The organism is Pantoea sp. Acro-807 (assembly GCF_011752675.1).
GTDB classification, from domain to species: Bacteria; Pseudomonadota; Gammaproteobacteria; order Enterobacterales; family Enterobacteriaceae; genus Pantoea; species Pantoea eucrina.
The window spans coordinates 93,951-113,746 of the sequence record NZ_VWXE01000003.1 but is presented as its reverse complement, the minus strand read 5'-3'; the positions used below and the strand labels follow the sequence as shown (position 1 = coordinate 113,746).

21 protein-coding genes and 1 other RNA gene are annotated in these 19,796 nt (G+C 57.7%); 17 read left to right on the top strand and 5 right to left on the bottom strand.

Annotated features, from left to right (window positions below):
- Positions 1-70: 70 nt before the first annotated feature.
- Complete coding sequence (locus tag F3J39_RS09350; protein ID WP_039380498.1) at positions 71-571, top strand: M48 family metallopeptidase; 501 nt, start codon at positions 71-73, stop codon at positions 569-571.
- Here F3J39_RS09350 and F3J39_RS09345 read toward each other — a convergent pair.
- Positions 568-2,256, bottom strand: a complete 1,689-nt coding sequence (locus F3J39_RS09345; protein ID WP_166714099.1) for a chloride channel protein — start codon at positions 2,254-2,256, stop codon at positions 568-570. The two genes, F3J39_RS09350 and F3J39_RS09345, sit on opposite strands and share 4 nt — an antisense overlap.
- 137 nt (positions 2,257-2,393) lie before the next feature.
- Here F3J39_RS09345 and F3J39_RS09340 point away from each other — a divergent pair, with 137 nt between their 5' ends.
- The 11 genes from F3J39_RS09340 (at position 2,394) to F3J39_RS09290 (ending at position 10,907) form a co-directional block, all read left to right on the top strand.
- A complete protein-coding gene (locus F3J39_RS09340; RefSeq protein WP_039380502.1) occupies positions 2,394-3,380 on the top strand; it encodes a Gfo/Idh/MocA family oxidoreductase in 987 nt (328 codons plus the stop codon).
- A 256-nt stretch (positions 3,381-3,636) separates the two neighbouring features.
- Positions 3,637-4,605, top strand: a complete 969-nt coding sequence (locus F3J39_RS09335) for a TerC family protein (protein WP_039385651.1) — start codon at positions 3,637-3,639, stop codon at positions 4,603-4,605.
- 229 nt (positions 4,606-4,834) lie between these two features.
- Positions 4,835-6,070 (top strand): serine/threonine transporter SstT, encoded by a 1,236-nt coding sequence (gene sstT, locus F3J39_RS09330; protein WP_039380504.1) that lies wholly within the window; start codon positions 4,835-4,837, stop codon positions 6,068-6,070.
- A 558-nt stretch (positions 6,071-6,628) separates the two neighbouring features.
- A complete protein-coding gene (locus F3J39_RS09325) occupies positions 6,629-7,303 on the top strand; it encodes a DedA family protein (RefSeq protein ID WP_039380506.1) in 675 nt (224 codons plus the stop codon).
- Complete coding sequence (gene mzrA, locus F3J39_RS09320) at positions 7,303-7,671, top strand: EnvZ/OmpR regulon moderator MzrA (protein ID WP_094111020.1); 369 nt, start codon at positions 7,303-7,305, stop codon at positions 7,669-7,671. Before F3J39_RS09325 ends, mzrA begins: the two co-directional genes overlap by 1 nt.
- A gap of 171 nt (positions 7,672-7,842) precedes the next feature.
- Complete coding sequence (locus F3J39_RS09315; protein ID WP_139239686.1) at positions 7,843-8,214, top strand: DUF1090 domain-containing protein; 372 nt, start codon at positions 7,843-7,845, stop codon at positions 8,212-8,214.
- Between the two features lie 35 nt (positions 8,215-8,249).
- A complete protein-coding gene (locus tag F3J39_RS09310; protein WP_039380513.1) occupies positions 8,250-8,555 on the top strand; it encodes a DUF883 family protein in 306 nt (101 codons plus the stop codon).
- Position 8,556: 1 nt separating this feature from the next.
- The gene (locus tag F3J39_RS09305) at positions 8,557-8,955 is read left to right on the top strand and encodes a phage holin family protein (RefSeq protein ID WP_039380515.1); all 399 of its coding nucleotides are present in this window, start codon (positions 8,557-8,559) and stop codon (positions 8,953-8,955) included.
- Positions 8,952-9,239, top strand: coding sequence for a YqjK-like family protein (locus F3J39_RS09300; protein WP_039380518.1), 288 nt, complete (start codon positions 8,952-8,954; stop codon positions 9,237-9,239). The genes F3J39_RS09305 and F3J39_RS09300 overlap by 4 nt, the downstream gene beginning before the upstream one ends.
- Positions 9,240-9,442: 203 nt before the next feature.
- Entirely contained in the window at positions 9,443-9,853 is a 411-nt protein-coding gene (locus F3J39_RS09295; RefSeq protein ID WP_039380520.1) for a DoxX family protein, read from the top strand.
- Between the two features lie 79 nt (positions 9,854-9,932).
- On the top strand, positions 9,933-10,907 hold the full coding sequence (locus tag F3J39_RS09290) for a glutathione S-transferase family protein (protein ID WP_104085393.1): 975 nt from the start codon (positions 9,933-9,935) through the stop codon (positions 10,905-10,907).
- A 271-nt stretch (positions 10,908-11,178) separates the two neighbouring features.
- Here F3J39_RS09290 and rnpB read toward each other — a convergent pair.
- Both rnpB and rsmI read right to left on the bottom strand, forming a co-directional pair.
- Positions 11,179-11,555: RNase P RNA component class A (rnpB, locus tag F3J39_RS09285), an RNA gene on the bottom strand.
- A 33-nt stretch (positions 11,556-11,588) separates the two neighbouring features.
- Positions 11,589-12,452, bottom strand: coding sequence for a 16S rRNA (cytidine(1402)-2'-O)-methyltransferase (gene rsmI, locus F3J39_RS09280; protein WP_039380525.1), 864 nt, complete (start codon positions 12,450-12,452; stop codon positions 11,589-11,591).
- A 62-nt stretch (positions 12,453-12,514) separates the two neighbouring features.
- Between rsmI and F3J39_RS09275 the strand changes: the two genes are divergently transcribed.
- The 4 genes from F3J39_RS09275 to dolP are packed head-to-tail and all read left to right on the top strand — an operon-like array spanning position 12,515 to position 16,087.
- Positions 12,515-14,545 (top strand): penicillin-binding protein activator, encoded by a 2,031-nt coding sequence (locus F3J39_RS09275; RefSeq protein ID WP_166714098.1) that lies wholly within the window; start codon positions 12,515-12,517, stop codon positions 14,543-14,545.
- Complete coding sequence (locus F3J39_RS09270; RefSeq protein ID WP_071669191.1) at positions 14,503-14,898, top strand: YraN family protein; 396 nt, start codon at positions 14,503-14,505, stop codon at positions 14,896-14,898. The genes F3J39_RS09275 and F3J39_RS09270 overlap by 43 nt, the downstream gene beginning before the upstream one ends.
- Before the next feature lie 14 nt (positions 14,899-14,912).
- Positions 14,913-15,500 carry a DnaA initiator-associating protein DiaA gene (diaA, locus tag F3J39_RS09265; RefSeq protein WP_039380533.1) on the top strand — a complete coding sequence of 196 codons (588 nt, stop codon included), beginning with the start codon at positions 14,913-14,915 and terminating at the stop codon, positions 15,498-15,500.
- Positions 15,501-15,514: 14 nt separating this feature from the next.
- Positions 15,515-16,087 (top strand): division/outer membrane stress-associated lipid-binding lipoprotein, encoded by a 573-nt coding sequence (dolP, locus tag F3J39_RS09260; RefSeq protein ID WP_039380536.1) that lies wholly within the window; start codon positions 15,515-15,517, stop codon positions 16,085-16,087.
- A gap of 40 nt (positions 16,088-16,127) precedes the next feature.
- Here the strand turns inward: dolP and F3J39_RS09255 are convergent, their stop codons facing one another.
- On the bottom strand, positions 16,128-16,829 hold the full coding sequence (locus F3J39_RS09255; protein ID WP_166714097.1) for a pirin family protein: 702 nt from the start codon (positions 16,827-16,829) through the stop codon (positions 16,128-16,130).
- Positions 16,830-16,958: 129 nt separating this feature from the next.
- Between F3J39_RS09255 and F3J39_RS09250 the strand changes: the two genes are divergently transcribed.
- A complete protein-coding gene (locus F3J39_RS09250) occupies positions 16,959-17,864 on the top strand; it encodes a LysR family transcriptional regulator (protein ID WP_039380543.1) in 906 nt (301 codons plus the stop codon).
- Here F3J39_RS09250 and F3J39_RS09245 read toward each other — a convergent pair whose 3' ends face one another.
- Positions 17,865-19,775 (bottom strand): BglG family transcription antiterminator, encoded by a 1,911-nt coding sequence (locus F3J39_RS09245; protein WP_166714096.1) that lies wholly within the window; start codon positions 19,773-19,775, stop codon positions 17,865-17,867.
- Positions 19,776-19,796: the final 21 nt, after the last annotated feature.

Sequence of the window (19,796 nt, the reverse complement as noted above, 5' to 3'; positions counted from 1 at the left end):
GTGGTACACTTTGCGCAATTTTCGCCCTGAAAAGGGGGGCGCAGTATACTGTCTTTCGTCAGGAATCCCAATGTCATTAATTTATCTGCAGGGTTACCCTGAAAATATCCTCGAACAGGTGCAAATGCTGATTGATCATCAGCGATTAGGCGCGTTCCTGCAGCAGCGCTATCCCGAGACGCATGATGTGGTCAGCGATCGCGCGCTGTATGACTACACGCAGGCGATAAAAAATCGCTATATGCGCAGCGCACCTCCGGTAAGCAAAATCCTCTGGGATAATAAAATCAAAGTGATGAAGCATGCGCTGGGGCTGCACACGGCCATTTCCCGCGTACAGGGCGGCAACCTGAAAGCTAAAGCGGAGATCCGCATCTCCACCTTTTTCCGCCTTGCTCCTGAGCCTTTCCTGCGCATGATTGTGGTGCACGAACTCGCCCACCTCAAAGAGAAAGATCACAGCAAAGCGTTCTATCAGCTCTGCTGCCATATGGAGCCTGACTATCATCAGCTGGAATTTGACGCGCGCCTGTGGATGACCGATCAGGCGATGCGCGGCAACGCAGCTTAAAGAAACTCCTGTGCTTTCTGAATCAGACTGGTTTTGGTCAGGGCGCCCATAAAACGACGCTCCTGCGGATTATTCAGCACCGGCAGCCGCTCGAGCGTCACGCGTGAAAATGCCTCCCACCCTTCGCGCATGCTCTGTCCCTGAAAAATGCAGGGAAAGTTGCTATCCATGACGGTGCTGACCGGCGAGTCCAGAGTGATCTCCTGCGCCAGTACCTTGCGCGAGATCTCGTGAATGGAGACCACGCCCAGAAACTGCCCCGCCTGATTCAGTACGTAAACATAGCGTTCACGCTTCAGCGAGCTGACCGCCAGCGCCTGTCCGACCGACTCTTCCGGCTGCAGCGCTGCACCGGGAATAATCAGCTGGTCGACACGCATATGGTCAAAATCATACCAGGCTTCAGAACGGCTCAGGTGATGGCTGACCACCGGATAGGTGCTGGCGGACTGCAGGCGGTAGACCACCATTGAAGCCAGGACCGAGGCGATCATCAGCGGAAACAGCAGGCTGCTGTTAAGCGTCATCTCCAGTACCATCAGCATCGCCATCAGCGGAGCCTGACTGACAGCGGCCAGCACGGCGGCCATGCCTATTGCTGCATAGAGCAGCGTATCGCCCACCGGCAGCTGCAGCGCGGCTGCGCTCTGCGCCAGAATCACCCCGAGCAGGGCGCCAATCAGCAGCGAGGGCGTAAACAGTCCGCCGACGGCATTTGAGCCTACGGAGAGGGTTGTCGCCAGGGTTTTGAGCAGCAGCAGCAGCAGCAGTCCGGTGATGACATAGTGCCCCTCAATGATCTTCACAATCACTTCATAGCCGTTGCCGAGAATATCCGTGGAGAGCAGCGCCAGCAGGCCGACAGCGACGCCTCCTGCGCCAAGCCGCAGCGGCAGCGATCGCACGCGGTTGAATAGCCGCCGGCTGCGGCCAATCAGCGCGATCAGCAGCCAGCCGGCAACGCCTGCTACCAGACCAATCAGCACTGTCATCAGCAGGCTCACTCCATCCATCTGAAACAGCGTATCGGCAAGCGGATAAAGCGCATTGCGAAAACCCAGCGCCCACATGGTCATCACCGCCACCGCAGAGGCGACAATCAGCGGGATCAGTCGCTGCAGGGCTGAAATACCAAAAGCAATTTCAGCAACAAAGATCGCCGAGGCAAGTGGCGCGTGGTAAACCGAGGAGAGGCCCGCTGCTGCCGCCATGGCGACAATGTCGCTGTTGCGCAGATTGAGCGATGCCGGCAGCCAGCGTCCCAGCAGACTGCCGCTGAGCGCTGAGAGCTGTACCATCGGCCCCTCTTTACCGATTGAAGCGCCGCTGCCAATGCTGGCGATTGAAGAGAGCGCGCGAAACAGTGAGGTGCGCGTCGGCACGGCATCCAGCCTGGCGTTAATCACTTCCAGGTAGTCTGTTTTTACCGTTTGCTGCTGCTCAATTGCGACGGCATAGCGCAGGAACCAGCCCGCCAGTACGCCGCCGCCGCCCACCAGCAGCGGCCAGAAGATCCACGGCCAGACGTGCATCGCCACGGTGATCTCATGGTCACTGTTAAACAGCAGCTGGTTAATCACATCGATAATGCCACGAAACGCCAGCGTCACCAGCGAGGCCATCAGCCCCACCGGAATGGCGATCAGCAGCGTGGTCCAGTTTAATGCATGTTTGCTTCCGCTCACCCGGCTCTCCCGTTCGCAGGCTTTCAGACACAGGGGCTCACTATATTGGAATGCGGATCGCAGGATCAAATAGTGCCGGCAGTTTTCCTGCCGCCGCGTGCTACCCTGCGGCTTTATTTTGTCAGGAGAGCAGACCTGTGATTCGCTTTGCCATTGTCGGCACCAACTGGATTACCCGTCAGTTTATTGACGCAGCACATGAGAGCGGCAGGTTTACGCTCAGCGCAGTCTATTCACGCAGCCAGCAGCAGGCTGACGCCTTTGCCGCAGATTACGCCTGTCCGCTCACGTTCACCTCACTGGAGGCTCTGGCGGCATGCCAGGATATCGACGCGGTCTATATCGCCAGCCCGAATGCACTGCACTGCGAACAGGCGCTGCTGTTTATGTCTCACGGTAAGCATGTGATCTGCGAGAAACCGCTGGCCTCCACGCTGCGTGAAGCCGAAGCGATGATCGCCTGCGCTCAACAGCATCAGGTTGTGCTGTTTGAAGCCTTTAAAACCGCCAGCCTGCCTAATTTTCTGCAGCTGCAGCGCACCCTGCCGCAGCTGGGCACGCTGCGTAAGGCGCTGTTCAGCTACTGTCAGTACTCTTCCCGTTACCCGCGCTATCTTGCCGGTGAAAACCCGAATACGTTTGACCCGCGCTGGTCCAATGGCTCCATCATGGATATCGGCTATTACTGCCTCGCTGCTGCCGTCACGCTGTGGGGTGCGCCACAGCGCGTCACGGCTGAAGCCACGCTGCTGGCGAGCGGCACAGATGCGCACGGCACCGTGATACTTCACTATGGCGAGTTCGACGTCACTCTGCTGCACTCCAAAGTCAGCAACTCCGCTATTCCGAGCGAAATTCAGGGAGAGGAGGGTTCGCTGCTTATTGAGAAACTGGCAGAGTGCCAGCAGCTGCGGCTACTGCCACGCAGCGGTGTTGAGCAGAATCTGACGCAGCCGCAGCACAGCAATACGATGCGCTATGAAGCAGAGGTGTTTGCCAGTCTGGTGGAAACGCAGCAGACCGCACACCCTGGCCTCGAAATTTCGCGGCTGACAGCAGCGCTGCTGACCACCATCCGCCAGCAGACCGGCGTGATATTTCCCGCCGATCGCCAGGAAGTGTAAATATTGCTAAATATGACTGGTCCTGCATTGCATCGGAGTGCGGCTGCGCTATTTTTTTCTAAGCAAAGGGGAGTAACTTGTCAGCTGATTGATCGTCATTACGATGTGTAGCGCATCCGGTCGTCAGGCAACCCGGAAGTGATTCTGTGTTGTAAGTGAGACCTTGCCGGAAGGCGAGGAGCGCTTGCAGCGTAATGAAAGCGGCTTACGTCTTCTGACGGAGCCGTTTTTTTTAACTTTCGCACAGGACACCATTATGCAATCGATAGGCACACCGTTACTCTGGGGCAGCTTTACCGTTGTTGTGCTGATTATGCTGGCGATCGATCTGCTGCTGCAGGGCCGGCGCGGCGCACAAACTATGTCGTTCAGACAGGCGGCTATCTGGTCGCTGATCTGGGTTTCCGTTTCACTGCTGTTTGCTGCCGCTTTCTGGTGGTATCTCGATACGCACGCCGGGCGCGAGGTTGCCACTACGCAGACGCTCGCTTTCCTGACCGGATACGTGCTGGAAAAAGCGCTGGCGGTGGATAACGTCTTTGTCTGGCTGATGCTGTTCAGCTACTTTGCTATTCCGCCCCAGCTGCAGCGGCGCGTCCTGATTTACGGCGTGCTGGGTGCCATTGTCTTGCGTACCATCATGATCTTTGCCGGCAGCTGGCTGGTCATGCAGTTCAGCTGGATCCTCTATATTTTCGGCGCGTTTCTGCTGTTTACCGGCATTAAGATGGCGCTGGCGCGCGAGGATGACACGGCCGTGGGTGATAAGCCGGTGGTGCGCTGGCTGCGTCAGCATCTGCGCATGACCGATTCGCTGGAGGGTGAGAAATTTTTTATTCGCCGTAACGGCGTACTGTTTGCCACCCCGCTGCTGCTGGTTCTGATTATGGTCGAGCTCAGCGATGTGATTTTTGCTGTCGACAGTATTCCGGCTATTTTTGCGGTAACCACCGATCCCTTTATTGTGCTGACCTCTAACCTGTTTGCCATACTCGGCCTGCGCGCCATGTATTTCCTGCTGTCGAATGTGGCTGAGCGCTTCTCTATGCTGAAATATGGGCTGGCTATCGTGCTGGTGTTTATCGGCATCAAAATGCTCATCGTCGAGTTTTACCACATTCCGGTCGCTGTCTCACTCAGCGTGGTGGGCATTATTCTGGGTGGAACGCTGCTGATCAACGCCTGGGTTAACCGGCGAAATGACCGCCGGCGCATCTCGCCATAATCTTCTGCAGGGGCGTAAATCGCCCCTGCTTTATTTCGCCTCAATGAAACTTTCCCTTTTTTATCTCTGTCACACTTCCTCTGTTTAGCAGATTGAAAAATCGATCCCGCACGCAAAGCCGGAATTATCGCTTTTCTCACCAGCACTTTTCCTTATACTCCGCCGGGCAAACCCTCTGGCGCGGAATAAACGCGCACCACACTCATGACCGATAGTAAAAGATCACGATATGCAAAATAACCTTTCCAGAGTGGCAGGCGTGCTGTTTAAAGGCAGCCTGGTCAAACAAATCATGGTAGGCCTGGTCGCTGGCGTAGCGCTGGCGTGGCTGTCGCGCGATGCCGCATTAGCCGCCGGCCTGCTGGGTGAACTCTTTGTCCGGGCACTGAAAGCCGTCGCGCCGCTGCTGGTTCTGGTGCTGGTCATCGCGTCCATTGCTAACCATCAGCAGGGACAGAAAACCAATATCCGTCCCATCATTATGCTTTATCTGCTCAGCACCCTGTTTGCCGCGATGATCGCGGTGATTTTCAGCCACCTCTTTCCGCAGACGCTGTCACTCGCCGCCGGTAACACGACAATTACGCCGCCTTCCGGGATCACCGAGGTGCTGCATGGCCTGCTGATGAGCATGGTGGCTAATCCGTTCGAAGCGCTGATGAACGCGAACTACATCGGCATTCTGGTCTGGGCGCTGGGCCTTGGCCTTGCATTTCGTCATGCCAGTCCCGGCACCAAAGATTTTTTAAATGACGCCTCACACGCGGCAACCTGGGTCGTACGCTGTGTGATCCGCTGCGCGCCACTGGGCATCTTTGGCCTGGTCGCCTCCATTCTGGCCTCTACCGGCTTTGGGGCGCTGTGGGAATATGGCAGCCTGCTGGTCCTGCTGATTGGCTGCATGCTGTTCATGGCACTGATTGTGAACCCGCTGCTGGTGTATCAGAAAATCCGGCGTAATCCCTATCCACTGGTATTTACCTGCATTCGTGAAAGCGGCGTGACGGCTTTCTTTACCCGCAGCTCGGCCGCCAATATCCCGGTGAACATGGCGCTGGCAAAACGACTCAACCTTGATGAAGACACCTACTCCGTATCAATTCCGCTGGGTGCGACCATCAGCATGGCGGGCGCATCTATTACGATTACCGTACTGACGCTGGCTGCGGTGCATACGCTGGGCATCAATGTCGATGTACCGACAGCGATTCTGCTAAGCCTGGTTGCCACGCTGTGCGCCTGTGGTGCCTCCGGCGTAGCGGGTGGCTCATTGCTGTTAATCCCGGTGGCCTGCAATATGTTCGGCATTCCTAACGACCTGGCCATGCAGGTGGTGGCCGTTGGGTTTATTATCGGTGTGCTGCAGGATTCAGCAGAAACGGCCCTGAACTCCTCAACCGACATTCTGTTTACTGCGGCTGTCTGCCAGGCAGAAGCGGAACGCCAGCCCGGCGCCGCGACCTGACCTCTCCTCTGCGGCGCACACTGTGCGCCGCGCGCTTTCATAGCCGCTGTGCTGCCATCCTTCCCTTCTGCCTCATGTAACAAACTGCTGCCATAAACTGGCAATGTTGCCATATCTGGAAAATACTAAGCGGTGGCGGCGCAACGTTACGCTACATCACACGGCTTCTGCCCGTAACTGCAACTTGTTTGCCGCAGGCCGCCTGATTAAGCCGAACAGCGTAAAAACGGCCACGTTTGTACATTCTGAACCTGCAGACGGGGTCAGATAATCTGCAATAGTGTCAGCTCGTGTAAAGCTCCTTTTACTCCTGGCAGCAAAGGGTAAAACTCCACTACAACGGACATAATGCACTGTCTGAATTGGGAAGTATTTGTTACAGTTATCGCCCTTTTTTTACCATTTGCGACAAGGGCGTCAGAAAGTCGCTGATTTAACACGCATAGCCGCATGGATACGGACCCCTGCTCAGGTGGCATACCCAAAATGTATAACTCACCTCTGCCTGCGCTTTAGCCCCTGATGGGCTCGTTTAACAATGATGTTCGGGAAAGATTGATGGATATTTTGAAAGCACTGCTGCATGCCCTGTGGCAGCAGGATTATGAGATGCTCTCTGACCCCACGCTGGTGTGGGCGATCTACGGCTTACTGTTCATGATCCTGTTTCTTGAAAATGGCCTGCTTCCTGCCGCCTTCCTGCCCGGTGACAGCCTGCTGATCCTTGTCGGCGTGCTGATTGCCAAAGGCACAATGAGTTTTCCCCTGACGCTGCTGGTTCTCACTACAGGTGCCAGCCTCGGCTGCTGGGTAAGTTATATCCAGGGGCGATGGCTGGGTAATACCCCTACCGTACAGAAATGGCTTTCGCACCTGCCGGCACAATACCACCAGCGCGCCCACAGCCTGTTCCATCGTCACGGTCTCTCTGCCCTGTTGATTGGGCGCTTTATTGCGTTTGTACGCACGCTGCTGCCCACCATTGCAGGGTTATCTGGTTTGAGTAATGCGCGCTTTCAGTTCTTTAACTGGATGAGTGGCTTCCTGTGGGTATTGATCCTGACCGTACTTGGCTTTGCACTGGGCAAAACACCGCTGTTTCGCCGTTATGAAGATGAGCTGATGTTTTTTCTGATGATGCTGCCGCTGGCGCTGCTGGTCATCGGCCTGATCGGCTCGCTGGTCGTACTGTGGCGTAAGCGTCAGGCAGGACAAAACGGGAAAGCGCAGTAATGAAAACAGGACGTCTCTTTACCCGACCGCTGCTGCCGTGGCTGTGCGGCGGCCTGCTGCTGCTGCTCGCGGCCGGGGCTGCTCCACTGCTGTGGCAACATGAAACCGTGGTACAAATTCGCGTGGCGCATAGCGGCACCAATCTGCCGGATGGCTTTTATCTTTATCAGCAGCTCTCTGCCCAGGGCGTGCGCATTAAAAGTATTACGCCAGCAGGCGATGCGCTGGTGATCCACTTTGAAGATGAAGAACAGAGTCTGGCGGCGCAGAAGGTATTACGCCGCTTATTACCACAGGGTTTTGTTGTGGCCGCTGGCCCGCAGGCCTCACAGCAACCGCGCGACGCCAATCCCCCGACCTACAGCTAATCCGATCGTCTGACCTGCGGTCAGACGATACTTTTTCTCCGCTATCTCTTCGTCTTTTTTGAATTTTTGCCCCGGCTGACTATGCTTAACGTTAGCACACGCCGACGCGACGCCGGGATACGCTCCTGTCTGGCAGACGGCAGTTCATCAACAATGGAAGGTGTGAACGTGATGAAACAACTTCTTCTGGGTGCCATGCTTATCTCCTGCTCTGGCTCTCTGCTGGCGGCAGAGTCGCTGTGTCAGCAAAAAGAGCGCGATATCCGGCACGAGATTGCGATGGCAAAACAGCATGATAATCAGCGCCGGGTAAACGGACTGGAACGGGCGCTGACAGAAGTTCGCGCCAGCTGCAGCGATCGGCAGCTGAAATCAGCGCACTCAGAGCGTCTGAAGTCGCAGCAGAACAAGGTGGCCGAGCGCGAGCAGGAGCTGCAGAAAGCGCGCGACGACAGGGATGACAAAGACAAAATTGAAAAACGTGAACGCAAGCTGGATGAGGCACGACAGGAGCTGAAAAAGCTTGCTGCAGAGCCTTACTAATCGGACATAAATAATTGAAGTAATGGAGAACTCTCATGGCTAAAGACACCACATCTGAACATCTGCGCGCCGAACTGAAAAATCTGGCCGACACCCTGGAAGAAGTATTAAGCAGCTCTGCAGACAAATCCCGCAGCGAGCTGGATCGCCTGCGTCATAAAGCGCGCGGCGCACTGGAAAGTTCACGCGAGCGTCTGGGCGATTCCGGTGAGCGTATAGCCAAATCCACGCGCGAAGCCGCAGAGAAAGCGGAAGACTATGTGCGTGAGAATCCGTGGCACGGCGTTGGCGTTGGCGCAGCCGTGGGCGTGCTGATTGGCATTCTGATTTCGCGTCGTTGATATGAACGATTCTCAGCAAAGCCACGGCCCGGGCAAAGGGGTCTTTAACATCGGTCAGCGCGTGGTAACTACGCTGGTCAGTATGGTCGAGACGCGTGTCCGGCTGGCCGTTGTTGAGCTGGAAGAAGAGAAAGCCAATCTGATCCAGATGCTGATCATGATTGGCCTGACCATGCTGTTTACGGCATTTGGGCTGATGAGTCTGATGGTGTTGATCATCTGGGCGGTTGACGCGCAATACCGGCTGATGGCGATCGGAGTGACCACAGGCGTACTGTTTTTGCTTGCGCTGATTTTCGGTCTGTGGACGCTGCGTAAATCGCGTCAGTCGACGCTGCTGCGTCATACCCGTAAAGAGCTCGATTCCGATCGTAAACTACTGGAGGAGGACCGCTCATGAGCAGTCGCCATGAACGCGAAGCCCGCATTCATGAACTCCTTAATACGGTTCAGCAGCAGCGGCTCGATTTAAGCGCAGCAGGACGTGACTGGCTGGAAAATACAGCCCGCTATGACCGCGGCTGGCTGACGCTGGTAAGCTGTCGCCGCTATCTGGCGATAGGAAGCAGCGCGCTGGCTATCTGGTCAGTACGCAGCCCTAACCGGCTGTTGCGCCTCGTTAAACGCGGCTTCGGCCTGTGGAGCACCTGGCGTATGATTAAATCATCCATGCCGGGGCGCTAACCGCTCTATAAAAAACCGGACCAGCAGGTCCGGTTTTTTTTCGTCAGAATTCCTGAATAACTTCGACAGTTTATCTTGCTTACAACCCTTTCGCGCCGCGATTATTATCTCTCTCCATCAGCCCGGTGAACGTTTATCTGCGTTGCAGCGGGAAATTAACGGACAGGTTTTCAGCCTGCCACAAAATTACGCTGGAGTAGATGATGAAAAAATTCGAAGATGCAGGACTGTTAGCCGCGCGTGTACTGATGACTATTCTGTTTATTACGGCCGGCTGGGGCAAAATTACCGCTTATGCCGGCACTGAGCAGTATATGCAGGCCATGGGCGTGCCGGGCTTTATGCTGCCGCTGGTGATCCTGCTGGAACTGGGTGGCGGCCTGGCTATTCTGTTTGGTTTCCTGACGCGCTTTACCGCGCTGTTTACCGCAGGCTTTACTCTGCTGACCGCATTTCTGTTTCACAGCAACTTTGCAGAAGGCGTAAACCAGCTGATGTTTATGAAAAACCTCAGCATTGCTGGCGGTTTCCTGGTTCTGGGTCTGGTGGGACCAGGCGCCTGGAGTATTGATCGTCTGATCCGCCAGCGCATGGCGCCCGCCGCCGCCCGTTAAGCGCGCAGGTAGCTTACAGCAGATATACTGAATACAGGGGCAGAGGATCATCCTCGCCCCTTTTTTCTATGGAGGGCATATGGGACAGCTGATTGAGGGTGTCTGGCACGATACCTGGTACGATACAAAGTCAACCGGAGGGCGTTTCAAACGCTCAGAGTCAGCGTGGCGTAACTGGATCACGCCTGATGGCAGCGCCGGCCCTGACGGTAAGTCCGGCTTTGCAGCAGAGCGCGATCGCTACCATCTGTACGTTTCACTTGCCTGCCCGTGGGCGCATCGCACGCTGCTGATGCGCAAGCTTAAAGGGCTGGAAGAGATGATATCGGTTTCCGTGGTTCATCCGCTGATGCTGGAGAACGGCTGGACGTTTGATGACAGCTTTCCGGAGGCAACCGGCGACACGCTGTATCAGCATGAATTTCTCTACCAGCTCTATCTGCATGCCGATCCGCACTATAGCGGCCGCGTGACCGTACCGGTGCTGTGGGACAAGCAGCAGCACACCATTGTCAGCAATGAGTCGGCCGACATTATCCGCATGCTCAACAGCGCATTTGATGCACAGGGCGCACGAGCCGGCGACTACTATCCTGCCGATCTGCGCGATAAGATCGATGAACTTAACGGCTGGATTTACGATACGGTCAATAATGGCGTCTATAAGAGCGGTTTTGCTACCTCTCAGGCCGCTTACGATGAAGCCGTTACCGCCCTGTTTCATTCACTGGCGCGGCTGGAGCAGATCCTGGGACAGCATCGCTATCTCACCGGCGATCGCCTGACTGAAGCCGATCTGCGCCTGTGGACCACGCTGGTACGCTTTGACCCGGTGTATGTTACTCACTTCAAGTGCGACAGGCACCGCATTAGTGACTATCGCAATCTGAATGGCTTTCTGCGCGATATTTACCAGATGCCCGGTATTGCAGAGACGGTGAATCTGCCGCAGATCCGCCATCATTATTACTGCAGCCATAAAACCATCAACCCGAACGGCGTGATTTCACTCGGTCCGGCATTTGACTGGGATGAACCCCACGGCCGCGGTTAATCGGATGTAAAACGGGCGCCATTAATGGCGCCCCTGGCCGCAAACAACCGCGAACCGAATACCTGCATACGAAACGGGCGCCATTAATGGCGCCCCTACGCATAACCGTAGGGGGCGCATTCTTGCGCCCCGGGGTGTTTAGATGTAGGGGACGCATTCATGCGTCCCTGGCTGAATCCATGCGCCCCTGGCCGCAGAGAGAAACGGAAATACCTGCACTCGCGGCTCACAAAACAAAAAGCCCCGCCGGGGCGGGGCTTTTCATTTGAAAAGTCGAAACTGACCGATAAGCCGGGTTCTGTCGTGGACAGTCATTCATCTAGGCCAGCAATCGCTCACTGGCTCAAGCAGCCTACCCGGGTTCAGTACGGGCCGTACCATGTGAACCCCTATTTGGCCTTGCTCCGGGTGGAGTTTACCGTGCCACGGACTGTTGCCAGCCGCGCGGTGCGCTCTTACCGCACCCTTTCACCCTTACCTGATCCCGTTTCCGGGCCATCGGCGGTTTGCTCTCTGTTGCACTGGTCGTAGGCTTGCGCCCCCCAGGCGTTACCTGGCACCCTGCCCTGTGGAGCCCGGACTTTCCTCCCCTCTGCCTGTCTCCCCCGAAAGGGACGACGACAAAGCGGCGACTGTCTGGTCAGCTTCGGCGCAGGATAATAGGCGATCTGACCACGTTTGTCACTCTTCTTGCTGCGCCAGCGCATATTTATACAGCGCATTTTTTTTCACGCCGTGGATCTCCGCGGTCAGCGCAGCGGCTTTTTTCAGCGGCAGCTCCGCCTGCAGCAGCGCCAGCGTACGCAACGCCTCGGCTGGCAGCGCCTCCTCATCTGCCTTATGTCCCTCAACAATCAGCACCATCTCGCCCTTGCGCCGGTTCTCATCTTCCCGCACCCAGGCAAGCAGCTCTCCCACCGGCGCGCCATAGATCGACTCCCAGGTTTTGGTCAGCTCGCGCGCCAGTACCACATAGCGCGCTGCGCCCCATACGGCTGCCATATCCTGCAGCGTATCCAGCAGTCGGTGGGTCGACTCATAAAACACCAGCGTACGCGGCTCTTCGCTCAGCGCGCGCAGTGCATCGCAGCGCCCTTTGCTTTTCGCAGGGAGAAACCCTTCGTAACAGAATCGATCGGACGGTAATCCCGCCGCGCTTAATGCTGCAATGGCTGCACAGGCGCCAGGCAGCGGCACAACGCGCACGCCCGCCTCGCGGCAGCGACGCACCAGATGGTAGCCCGGATCGTTGATCAGCGGCGTGCCGGCATCGGAGACCAGGGCGATACTCTGCCCCTCCTGTAGCTTCGCCAGCAGCACATCCGCTTTCTGCTGTTCGTTATGATCGTGAAGTGCGAACAGTCGCGCATTGATGGCGAAATGTTGTAGCAACAGCCCGGTATGACGTGTATCTTCCGCTGCAACGAGATCGACGCTCGCCAGCACCGTCAGCGCACGCTGTGTGATATCACCCAGGTTACCGATCGGGGTAGGAACGATATAGAGCGTACTGGCAGAAATCTCTGCCCGATCGAGTTGTTTCATTGTCTCATCCGAATTGCCGATTTAATATTGAGCATCAAGAAAAAAACATCACTGGATACAGTATGCTTCCTTCAAAAGTCGTACGTCGTAAAGCAGGACGCTTTGTACCTGTTCTTCTCGCCGGGCTGATTCTGGCCGCCTGTAGCGGTCAGGGTCCGCAGCAAACCTCTAACGTCAATATTCAGGGGCCCGCAACCGGACGCTCTGACTATTATCTGCAGCAGGCACAGCAAAGCAGCGATGATAGCAAGACCGACTGGCAATTACTTGCCATCCGTGCCCTGTTGAAGGAAGGAAAGTATCCTCAGGCACAAACGCAGCTTGGTCAGCTGCCGCAGCAGCTCTCTGATGTGCAGCAGCAGGAGCTGCAGCTGCTGCGCGCGCAGCTGCGGATTGCGCAGCAGAATTACAGCGGCGCTCAGCAGCAGCTCAGCCCGATTAAGGTAGCCGATCTCTCTTCCGATCAGCAGGTACGCTACTACGCACTGCAGATCGCCGCGGCGCAGAACCGGCCATCGCTGGCGCTGCTGCGCGCCTATATCGCGCAGGAACCGCTCTTAAAAGGTGACGAACACCAGAGTAACATCGACGCGACCTGGCAGGCGCTGACCCAGCTGACGCAGGACCAGCTTAACAGCGTTGTCATCAATGCCGATGAAAATACCCTGCAGGGCTGGCTCGATCTGCTCAATACCTGGCACGCTAACAGCCAGGATCCGCAGATGCTGAAGGCGGCCATTAGCGACTGGCAGACGCGCTACCCGCAAAACCCGGCGGCAAAAACGCTGCCAGCGCAGCTCAGCCAGGTCAAAAACTTCAGCCAGGCTTCCACCAGCACCATCGCCCTGCTGCTGCCGCTGAACGGTCAGGCGCAGGTGTTTGCGAATGCGATTCAGAAAGGCTTTAACGATGCAAAAAATGGCGTGCTGAGCGCGGCTGCCCCGGCACAGAGCAGCGCGCCGGAAAGCGCCACTGCCCAGCCTGCGCCGGACGCGACAGCGGATAGCGGAGCGGCCAACAGCGTGGTTAGCCCGGCGGCCGCCAGCATGCCTGCGCAGGAGAACACGCAGCAGCAGCCTGCTGCACCAGCCTCTCAGCCAGCCGCCAGCAGCGCACAGATTAAAGTGTACGATACCAGCAGCCAGCCGATCGCTCAGGTCATGCAGCAGGCGCAGCAGGATGGCGCCACGCTGGTCGTTGGCCCGCTGCTGAAAAATCATGTGGAAGAAGTAGCAAACAGCCAGACCCCGCTCAACGTACTGGCGCTAAACGAGCCGGAACAGATCCAGAACCATCCGAATATCTGCTATTTTGCGCTTTCTCCTGAAGACGAAGCGCGTGATGCAGCGCACCATATCTATGAGCAGGGCAAGCGCCAGCCGCTGCTGCTGCTGCCGCGCAGCAGTTATGGCGACCGGGTCGGAAAAGCGTTTGCAGAAGAGTGGCAGCAGCTGGGTGGTGCCACGGTGCTGCAGCAGCGCTTTGGTGGCGTGGCCGAGCTGAAACAGGGCATTAACAGCGGAGCCGGTATTGCGCTGAGCGGCACGCCGCTGACGGTACAAATGGAGCAGCCGCAAAGCGTGGCCATTGCAGGCCTGACGATCCCGGCGCCGCAGAGTAGCACCCCGGCACCGGCGGCTGACAGCAGTGGCGGTAGCGTGGACGCCGTTTACATCGTCGCCAGCCAGAATGAGCTGCAGCTGATCAAACCGATGATCGCCATGCGCACCAGCAGCCGCAACAGCACGGCGCTTTATGCCAGCTCGCGCAGCGCGCAGGCGGGCGCCGGTCCCGATTTCCGGCTGGAGATGGAAGGCCTGCAGTACAGCGATATTCCGCTGCTCTCCGGCGCTAACCCTGGCCTGATGCAGCAGGCAGCGAAGACGTTTAACAACGACTATTCGCTGGTGCGCCTCTACGCGATGGGCATCGATGCCTGGACGCTGGCAACGCAGTTTAACCAGATGCGGCAGGTAGCCGGCTTTGCCATTGATGGCAACACCGGTAAGCTGAGCGCCGACACGGATTGTGTCATCAACAGGAAGCTGGCATGGAACCAGTATCGCCAGGGACAGGTCGTTCCGGTACAGTAAACCGCCAGCGTATCGGCGCAGAGCATGAACAGCAGGCGCGTCACTATCTGGAGCGCGCCGGGCTGAAGTGGGTCGCCAGTAACGTCCGCTTTCGCGGAGGTGAACTTGACCTGATTATGCGCGACGCCGACTGCTGGGTATTTGTAGAAGTGCGCTACCGGCGCGATGCGCGCTACGGCGGAGCAGCCGCCAGCGTGACGCGTCAGAAACAGCAGAAGCTGCTGCGGGCAGCGGCGCTCTGGCTGCTGACGCGCGGCGGCAGTTTTGAGACGGTCAATTGCCGTTTTGACATCATTGCCATTACCGGGCGCGAACTGACGTGGCTGCCCGCTGCTTTTAATGCCGATGAATAGAACCAGGTGGTCTTGTGCAGGACAGAATTAAAGCGTGTTTTACTGAAAGTATTCAGACGCAGATTGCCGCAGCCGAAGCGCTGCCGGATGCGATCTCCCGCGCCGCGATGACGCTGGTGCAGTCGCTGCTGAATGGTCATAAAATTCTCAGCTGCGGTAACGGTGCCTCAGCGGCCAATGCGCAGCACTTTGCGGCCAGCATGATTAACCGGTTTGAAACCGAGCGTCCCAGCCTGCCGGCGCTGGCGCTGAGCGCAGATAACGTTATGCTCACCGCCATCGGCAACGATCGGTTGCATGATGAGATCTACGCCAAACAGGTACGGGCGCTGGGTCAGGCGGGTGATGTGCTGCTGGCGATCTCAACCCGGGGTAATACCCGTGACATCGTTAAAGCGGTTGAGGCGGCAGTGACGCGCGATATGACTATTGTCGCGCTGACCGGACACGACGGCGGCGAGCTGGCTGGCCTGCTCGGCCCTCACGACGTGGAAATCCGCATTCCCTCTCATCACAGTGCGCGCATTCAGGAGATGCATATGCTGACGCTGAACTGCCTGTGCGACTTGATCGATAACACCCTCTTTCCCCACCAGGAATGACTGAAGGAGCTTACATGAAAGCATTGAACGCTATCGCCCTGCTGTTAACGGCCATGCTGCTGCAGGGCTGCGTGGCAGTGGTTGCCGGCGGTGCCGCTGTTGCCACCAAAACCGCCACTGACCCCCGCACCGTGGGTACGCAGGTTGATGACGGTACGCTGGAGCTGCGCGTCTCTAACGCGCTGGCAAAAGATGAACAGATTAAGAAGCAGGCGCGGGTCATTGTTACCGCTTACCAGGGCAAAGTGCTGCTGACCGGTCAGGCACCGTCTGCCGATCTCGCCAGCCGTGCCAAACAGATCGCTATGGGCGTCGACGGCGCAACAGAGGTCTACAATGAGATCCGCACCGGAGAGAAGGTCAGCCTTGGCACCTCTTCTTCCGACACCTGGATCACGACCAAGATCCGCTCGCAGCTGCTGGGCAGCGATCAGGTCAAATCGTCTAACGTGAAAGTGACGACGGAAAACGGGGAAGTCTTCCTGCTGGGACTGGTCACGCAGGAAGAAGCCACGGCGGCGGCAGATGTTGCCAGCCGGGTCAGCGGCGTGAAGCACGTGACAACCGCCTTTACTATTCTGAAATAATCTTCATTCTTCCTGTGAGGGCGGCGCTGGCCGCCCTTTTTTATGCCGGTAAATCGATCACCAGCGCACGCAGCGGCGTCTCTGCCTGCAGAATAAGCTGCTGCTCATCACGAATAAACGCACCGTCGCCGCACTGCAGCCGCTGCTGATTCGCGCTGCTGCTGCGCACATCCAGCGTGCCGTGAATCGACTGCAGATACGCGCGCGCGCCGCGCAGCTGCACAATCTGCTCCTCTCCCGGCGCTAACGTCACCTGATACACTCTCGCATCCTGACGCAGCTGCAAACTCTGGTCTGCCCCGTCAGGCGAGGCCAGCAGCAGCGGCGATGCGCCATTGAGCGTCATCCGCTGCTGCAGCGGTTTTTCCCGCTCCGGACAGGCGCTCAGCCAGAGCTGCAGGCGCGTCAGCGGCCGATCTTTGCTGAGGTTTATCTCGCTGTAGCTTACGCCCTGCCGCGCAGACAGCAGCATCGCCTCACCTGCCCGTACGGTCAGGCGCTGTCCCTCGCTGTCGCGATACTCCGCCTCACCCTGCAGCACCAGATTCAACACATCAACCTGCGGATAGGTGCGGGGCTGAAAAGCGGCACCCGGCGCCAGCACCTCCTGGTTCAGCACGCGCAGCGCGGCGTATCCCATCAGTTTGGGATCAAAATAGTGGCCAAAAGAGAAGCTATAGCGCGCCTGCAACCAGCCAAAATCAGCCTGGCCACATGCGGACGCGCAGCGGGTTGTCATCATGCTATACCTCCGGTGCACTGCAGGAGACGCTCACTGCAGGCTTAATCGGTTTATGGTAAAAGGCTGGACGGCGGAATGTTAGCCAGTTAATCTGCCTGGCATATTCAAATTTACTGACAGAGAATCAGTATGGCTAAAGAGCGTGCATTAACGTTAGAAGCGTTACGGGTGATGGATGCGATTGACCGGCGCGGCAGCTTTGCCGCCGCGGCAGATGAGCTGGGTCGCGTTCCCTCTGCGCTGAGCTATACCATGCAGAAGCTGGAAGAGGAGCTGGATGTGGTGCTGTTCGATCGCTCCGGTCATCGCACCAAATTCACTAACGTTGGCCGGATGCTGCTGGAGCGCGGTCGCGTCCTGCTGGAGGCCGCAGACAAGCTCACCACCGACGCAGAAGCGCTGGCGCGCGGCTGGGAAACGCAGCTGACTATCGTAGCGGAGGCACTCATCCCCACCGACCTGCTGTTTCCGCTGGTCAGCAAGCTGTCAGAAAAAGCCAACACGCAGATATCTCTGATCACTGAAGTGCTGGCGGGCGCGTGGGAACGTCTGGAGCAGGGCCGGGCGGATATCGTCATCGCACCTGACCTGCACTTCCGCGCCTCCAGCGAAATCAATACCCGCAAGCTTTACACCATTATGAGCGTCTATGTCGCCAGTCCTGACCACCCTATTCATCAGGAGGCAGAGCCGCTTTCGGAAGTCACGCGTGTGAAATATCGCGGCATTGCCGTCGCTGACACGGCGCGTGAACGTCCGGTGCTGACGGTACAGCTGCTGGATAAGCAGCAGCGTCTTACGGTCAGCAGCATGGATGACAAGCGGCGGGCGCTGCTGGCGGGACTGGGCGTTGCCACCATGCCTTATCCGATGGTAGAGAAAGATATTGCCGAGGGCCGGCTGCGCGTGGTCAGCGCTGAGTATACGCGCGAAGTGGATATTATTATGGCCTGGCGTCGCGACAGCATGGGTGAAGCCAAAGCCTGGTGCCTGCGTGAAATCCCGAAGCTGCTGGCTAAGCGCAATCAGGCCTAGTCAGGGGCGGCCCAGACACTCTATCGCCACGGTTTTAAAATGGTCAAAGTCACGGCACTCCCGCAGGCGCGGCATGGCGCGTTCGCGCAAAAACGTGACAAACAGATCGTAGAGCGCCATCGCCTCTTCATATTCACGTTTGCTGATAGCCAGCAGAAAGATCACGCAGGCGGTCTCATCACCCCAGCTGACGCCATGCGGCGCAATAACGGTATAGACCGCGGTTTTCTGCGCCAGCAGGCCGAGCGCGTGCGGCAACGCAATGCCATCCCCGAGCAGCGTGCTGACAATCGCTTCACGCTCAACCACGGATGGATAAAAGTCTGCTGCAACAAAGCCCTGCTCCTGCAGGCGATCGCACAGCAGCTGAAAGAGCGCCTGCTGCGTCAGCGGCTGATCCAGCACCATAAAATGCTGCGCGGAGAAATATTTTTCCAGCATCCACGGCCGGGTGCGATCCACCAGCACCAGCTTGCCGAGCTGCTCCAGCTGAAAGCCGGTCGGAAAGGGCGACATCACTACCACCGGCCGGTTCTTTTCATGCAGCCGCACCGTAGAGATAACAAAATCTTCTTCAATCCGCTCCCGCAGCGCGTAGTCGCGCTGTGTCAGCCGGGCGGTGACCACCAGCTGCGGATATTTGCGCAGCAGCAGCGCCTCAATCATCCGCAGCGTTGAGGTTCCGCTATCGCACACCAGCAGTACGCGCGGGTGGCGCTGATAGCCAACGTCATAGTGCCGCTCCAGCCCCACGCCAATATGCAGCACCAGAAAGCCAATCTCATTTTCGCTCAGCGTATAAGGGGTATATTTGCTCCAGCTGCTGACGGCGGCCAGCGTCACATCCCACGCCAGCGGATAGTGCTGTTTGATGTTGCTCAGCAGCGGATTGGGAATATGGATCTGATAGCGCACCCGGGTGATCATCGATTTGATATGGGTAAGCAGATCGGCGCGCAGCTGCTCGTCGTGCTGCAGCTGGTAGGCATAATGCGTATTGATATAACTCAGCAGCCAGCTCACCAGCGCGTCAGCGTCATCTGCATTGATGGTGCTTGGCTCCAGCGCCTGGATCTGACGCGCGGCGATATTGACGCGCAGCCAGTTCTCTTCCGCCCGCGATAAGGCTTTGCCGGTAAGCGGTCGCAGCTGATGCACCAGCGCGTGCGCCGCCTCACGCACCTCTTCGCCTACTTCTTCTGCGCCCGGATCGCTGAGCGGAAAGCCTTCGCTGATGCGGCGTACTGCTACCGCGCAGTAGATCAGCAGGTAGCGCTCGCCCTCATCGCTGAGACGAATAGCGTAACGGCTGAGGCAGTGCTGCAGCAGCGGCTGCAGCTGCGTCAGCATATCACTGCGCAGTACTTCAATACTCAGCAGCGGGCTGTCGGGCGTCTCCTGGTCGATCTGCCACAGCAGATCGGTAAGGCAGGTGCGGATAGCCGTCTCGCTGCCAAACAGCTTCATGCCGTAGCGCGGTTTAGTTTCGATATGCAGATGATAGCGCCCCAGCCACTCCCGCACCTCTGCCATATCCCCCTGCAGCGTGGCGCGACTGACAAACCACTCTTCCGAGAGATCTTCCAGCCGCAGTGACCAGGCCGCAGTAAGAAAGCGGCTGAGCAGATAGCGAACCCGCTCCTGCGAGGTGCGCGGCACCCGCAGCGGCGTGCTGCTTTGCTGCTGCAGCGAATCAAAGCGTGCCGCGTCAGCCACCTGCAGCTGATAGCCGGCGCCGCGCGCCAGCACAAACTGTGCGCCGTGCTGCTCCAGCAGCGCGTTCAGCGCCGCAATGTCGGTGCGCACCGTGCGCGTAGAGACCGAGAAACGCCGTGCCAGCTCATCCTGCGGCAGCGTTTCATGCTGCAGTGCGGCAAACAGCTGCGCCAGACGCTGATTAGGAAATCTCACAAAGCCTCACCCGTAACGAAG

Excerpts from the sequence above, each read along its gene's own strand:
- F3J39_RS09350 (WP_039380498.1), top strand. The coding sequence starts at position 71 with ATGTCATTAATTTATCTGCAGGGTTACCCTGAAAATATCCTCGAACAG.
- F3J39_RS09335 (WP_039385651.1), top strand. The coding sequence starts at position 3,637 with ATGCAATCGATAGGCACACCGTTACTCTGGGGCAGCTTTACCGTTGTT.
- sstT (WP_039380504.1), top strand. The coding sequence starts at position 4,835 with ATGCAAAATAACCTTTCCAGAGTGGCAGGCGTGCTGTTTAAAGGCAGC.
- F3J39_RS09325 (WP_039380506.1), top strand. The coding sequence starts at position 6,629 with ATGGATATTTTGAAAGCACTGCTGCATGCCCTGTGGCAGCAGGATTAT.
- mzrA (WP_094111020.1), top strand. The coding sequence starts at position 7,303 with ATGAAAACAGGACGTCTCTTTACCCGACCGCTGCTGCCGTGGCTGTGC.
- F3J39_RS09315 (WP_139239686.1), top strand. The coding sequence starts at position 7,843 with ATGAAACAACTTCTTCTGGGTGCCATGCTTATCTCCTGCTCTGGCTCT.
- F3J39_RS09310 (WP_039380513.1), top strand. The coding sequence starts at position 8,250 with ATGGCTAAAGACACCACATCTGAACATCTGCGCGCCGAACTGAAAAAT.
- F3J39_RS09305 (WP_039380515.1), top strand. The coding sequence starts at position 8,557 with ATGAACGATTCTCAGCAAAGCCACGGCCCGGGCAAAGGGGTCTTTAAC.
- F3J39_RS09300 (WP_039380518.1), top strand. The coding sequence starts at position 8,952 with ATGAGCAGTCGCCATGAACGCGAAGCCCGCATTCATGAACTCCTTAAT.
- F3J39_RS09295 (WP_039380520.1), top strand. The coding sequence starts at position 9,443 with ATGAAAAAATTCGAAGATGCAGGACTGTTAGCCGCGCGTGTACTGATG.
- F3J39_RS09290 (WP_104085393.1), top strand. The coding sequence starts at position 9,933 with ATGGGACAGCTGATTGAGGGTGTCTGGCACGATACCTGGTACGATACA.
- rsmI (WP_039380525.1), bottom strand. The coding sequence starts at position 12,452 with ATGAAACAACTCGATCGGGCAGAGATTTCTGCCAGTACGCTCTATATC.
- F3J39_RS09275 (WP_166714098.1), top strand. The coding sequence starts at position 12,515 with ATGCTTCCTTCAAAAGTCGTACGTCGTAAAGCAGGACGCTTTGTACCT.
- F3J39_RS09270 (WP_071669191.1), top strand. The coding sequence starts at position 14,503 with ATGGAACCAGTATCGCCAGGGACAGGTCGTTCCGGTACAGTAAACCGC.
- dolP (WP_039380536.1), top strand. The coding sequence starts at position 15,515 with ATGAAAGCATTGAACGCTATCGCCCTGCTGTTAACGGCCATGCTGCTG.
- F3J39_RS09255 (WP_166714097.1), bottom strand. The coding sequence starts at position 16,829 with ATGATGACAACCCGCTGCGCGTCCGCATGTGGCCAGGCTGATTTTGGC.
- F3J39_RS09250 (WP_039380543.1), top strand. The coding sequence starts at position 16,959 with ATGGCTAAAGAGCGTGCATTAACGTTAGAAGCGTTACGGGTGATGGAT.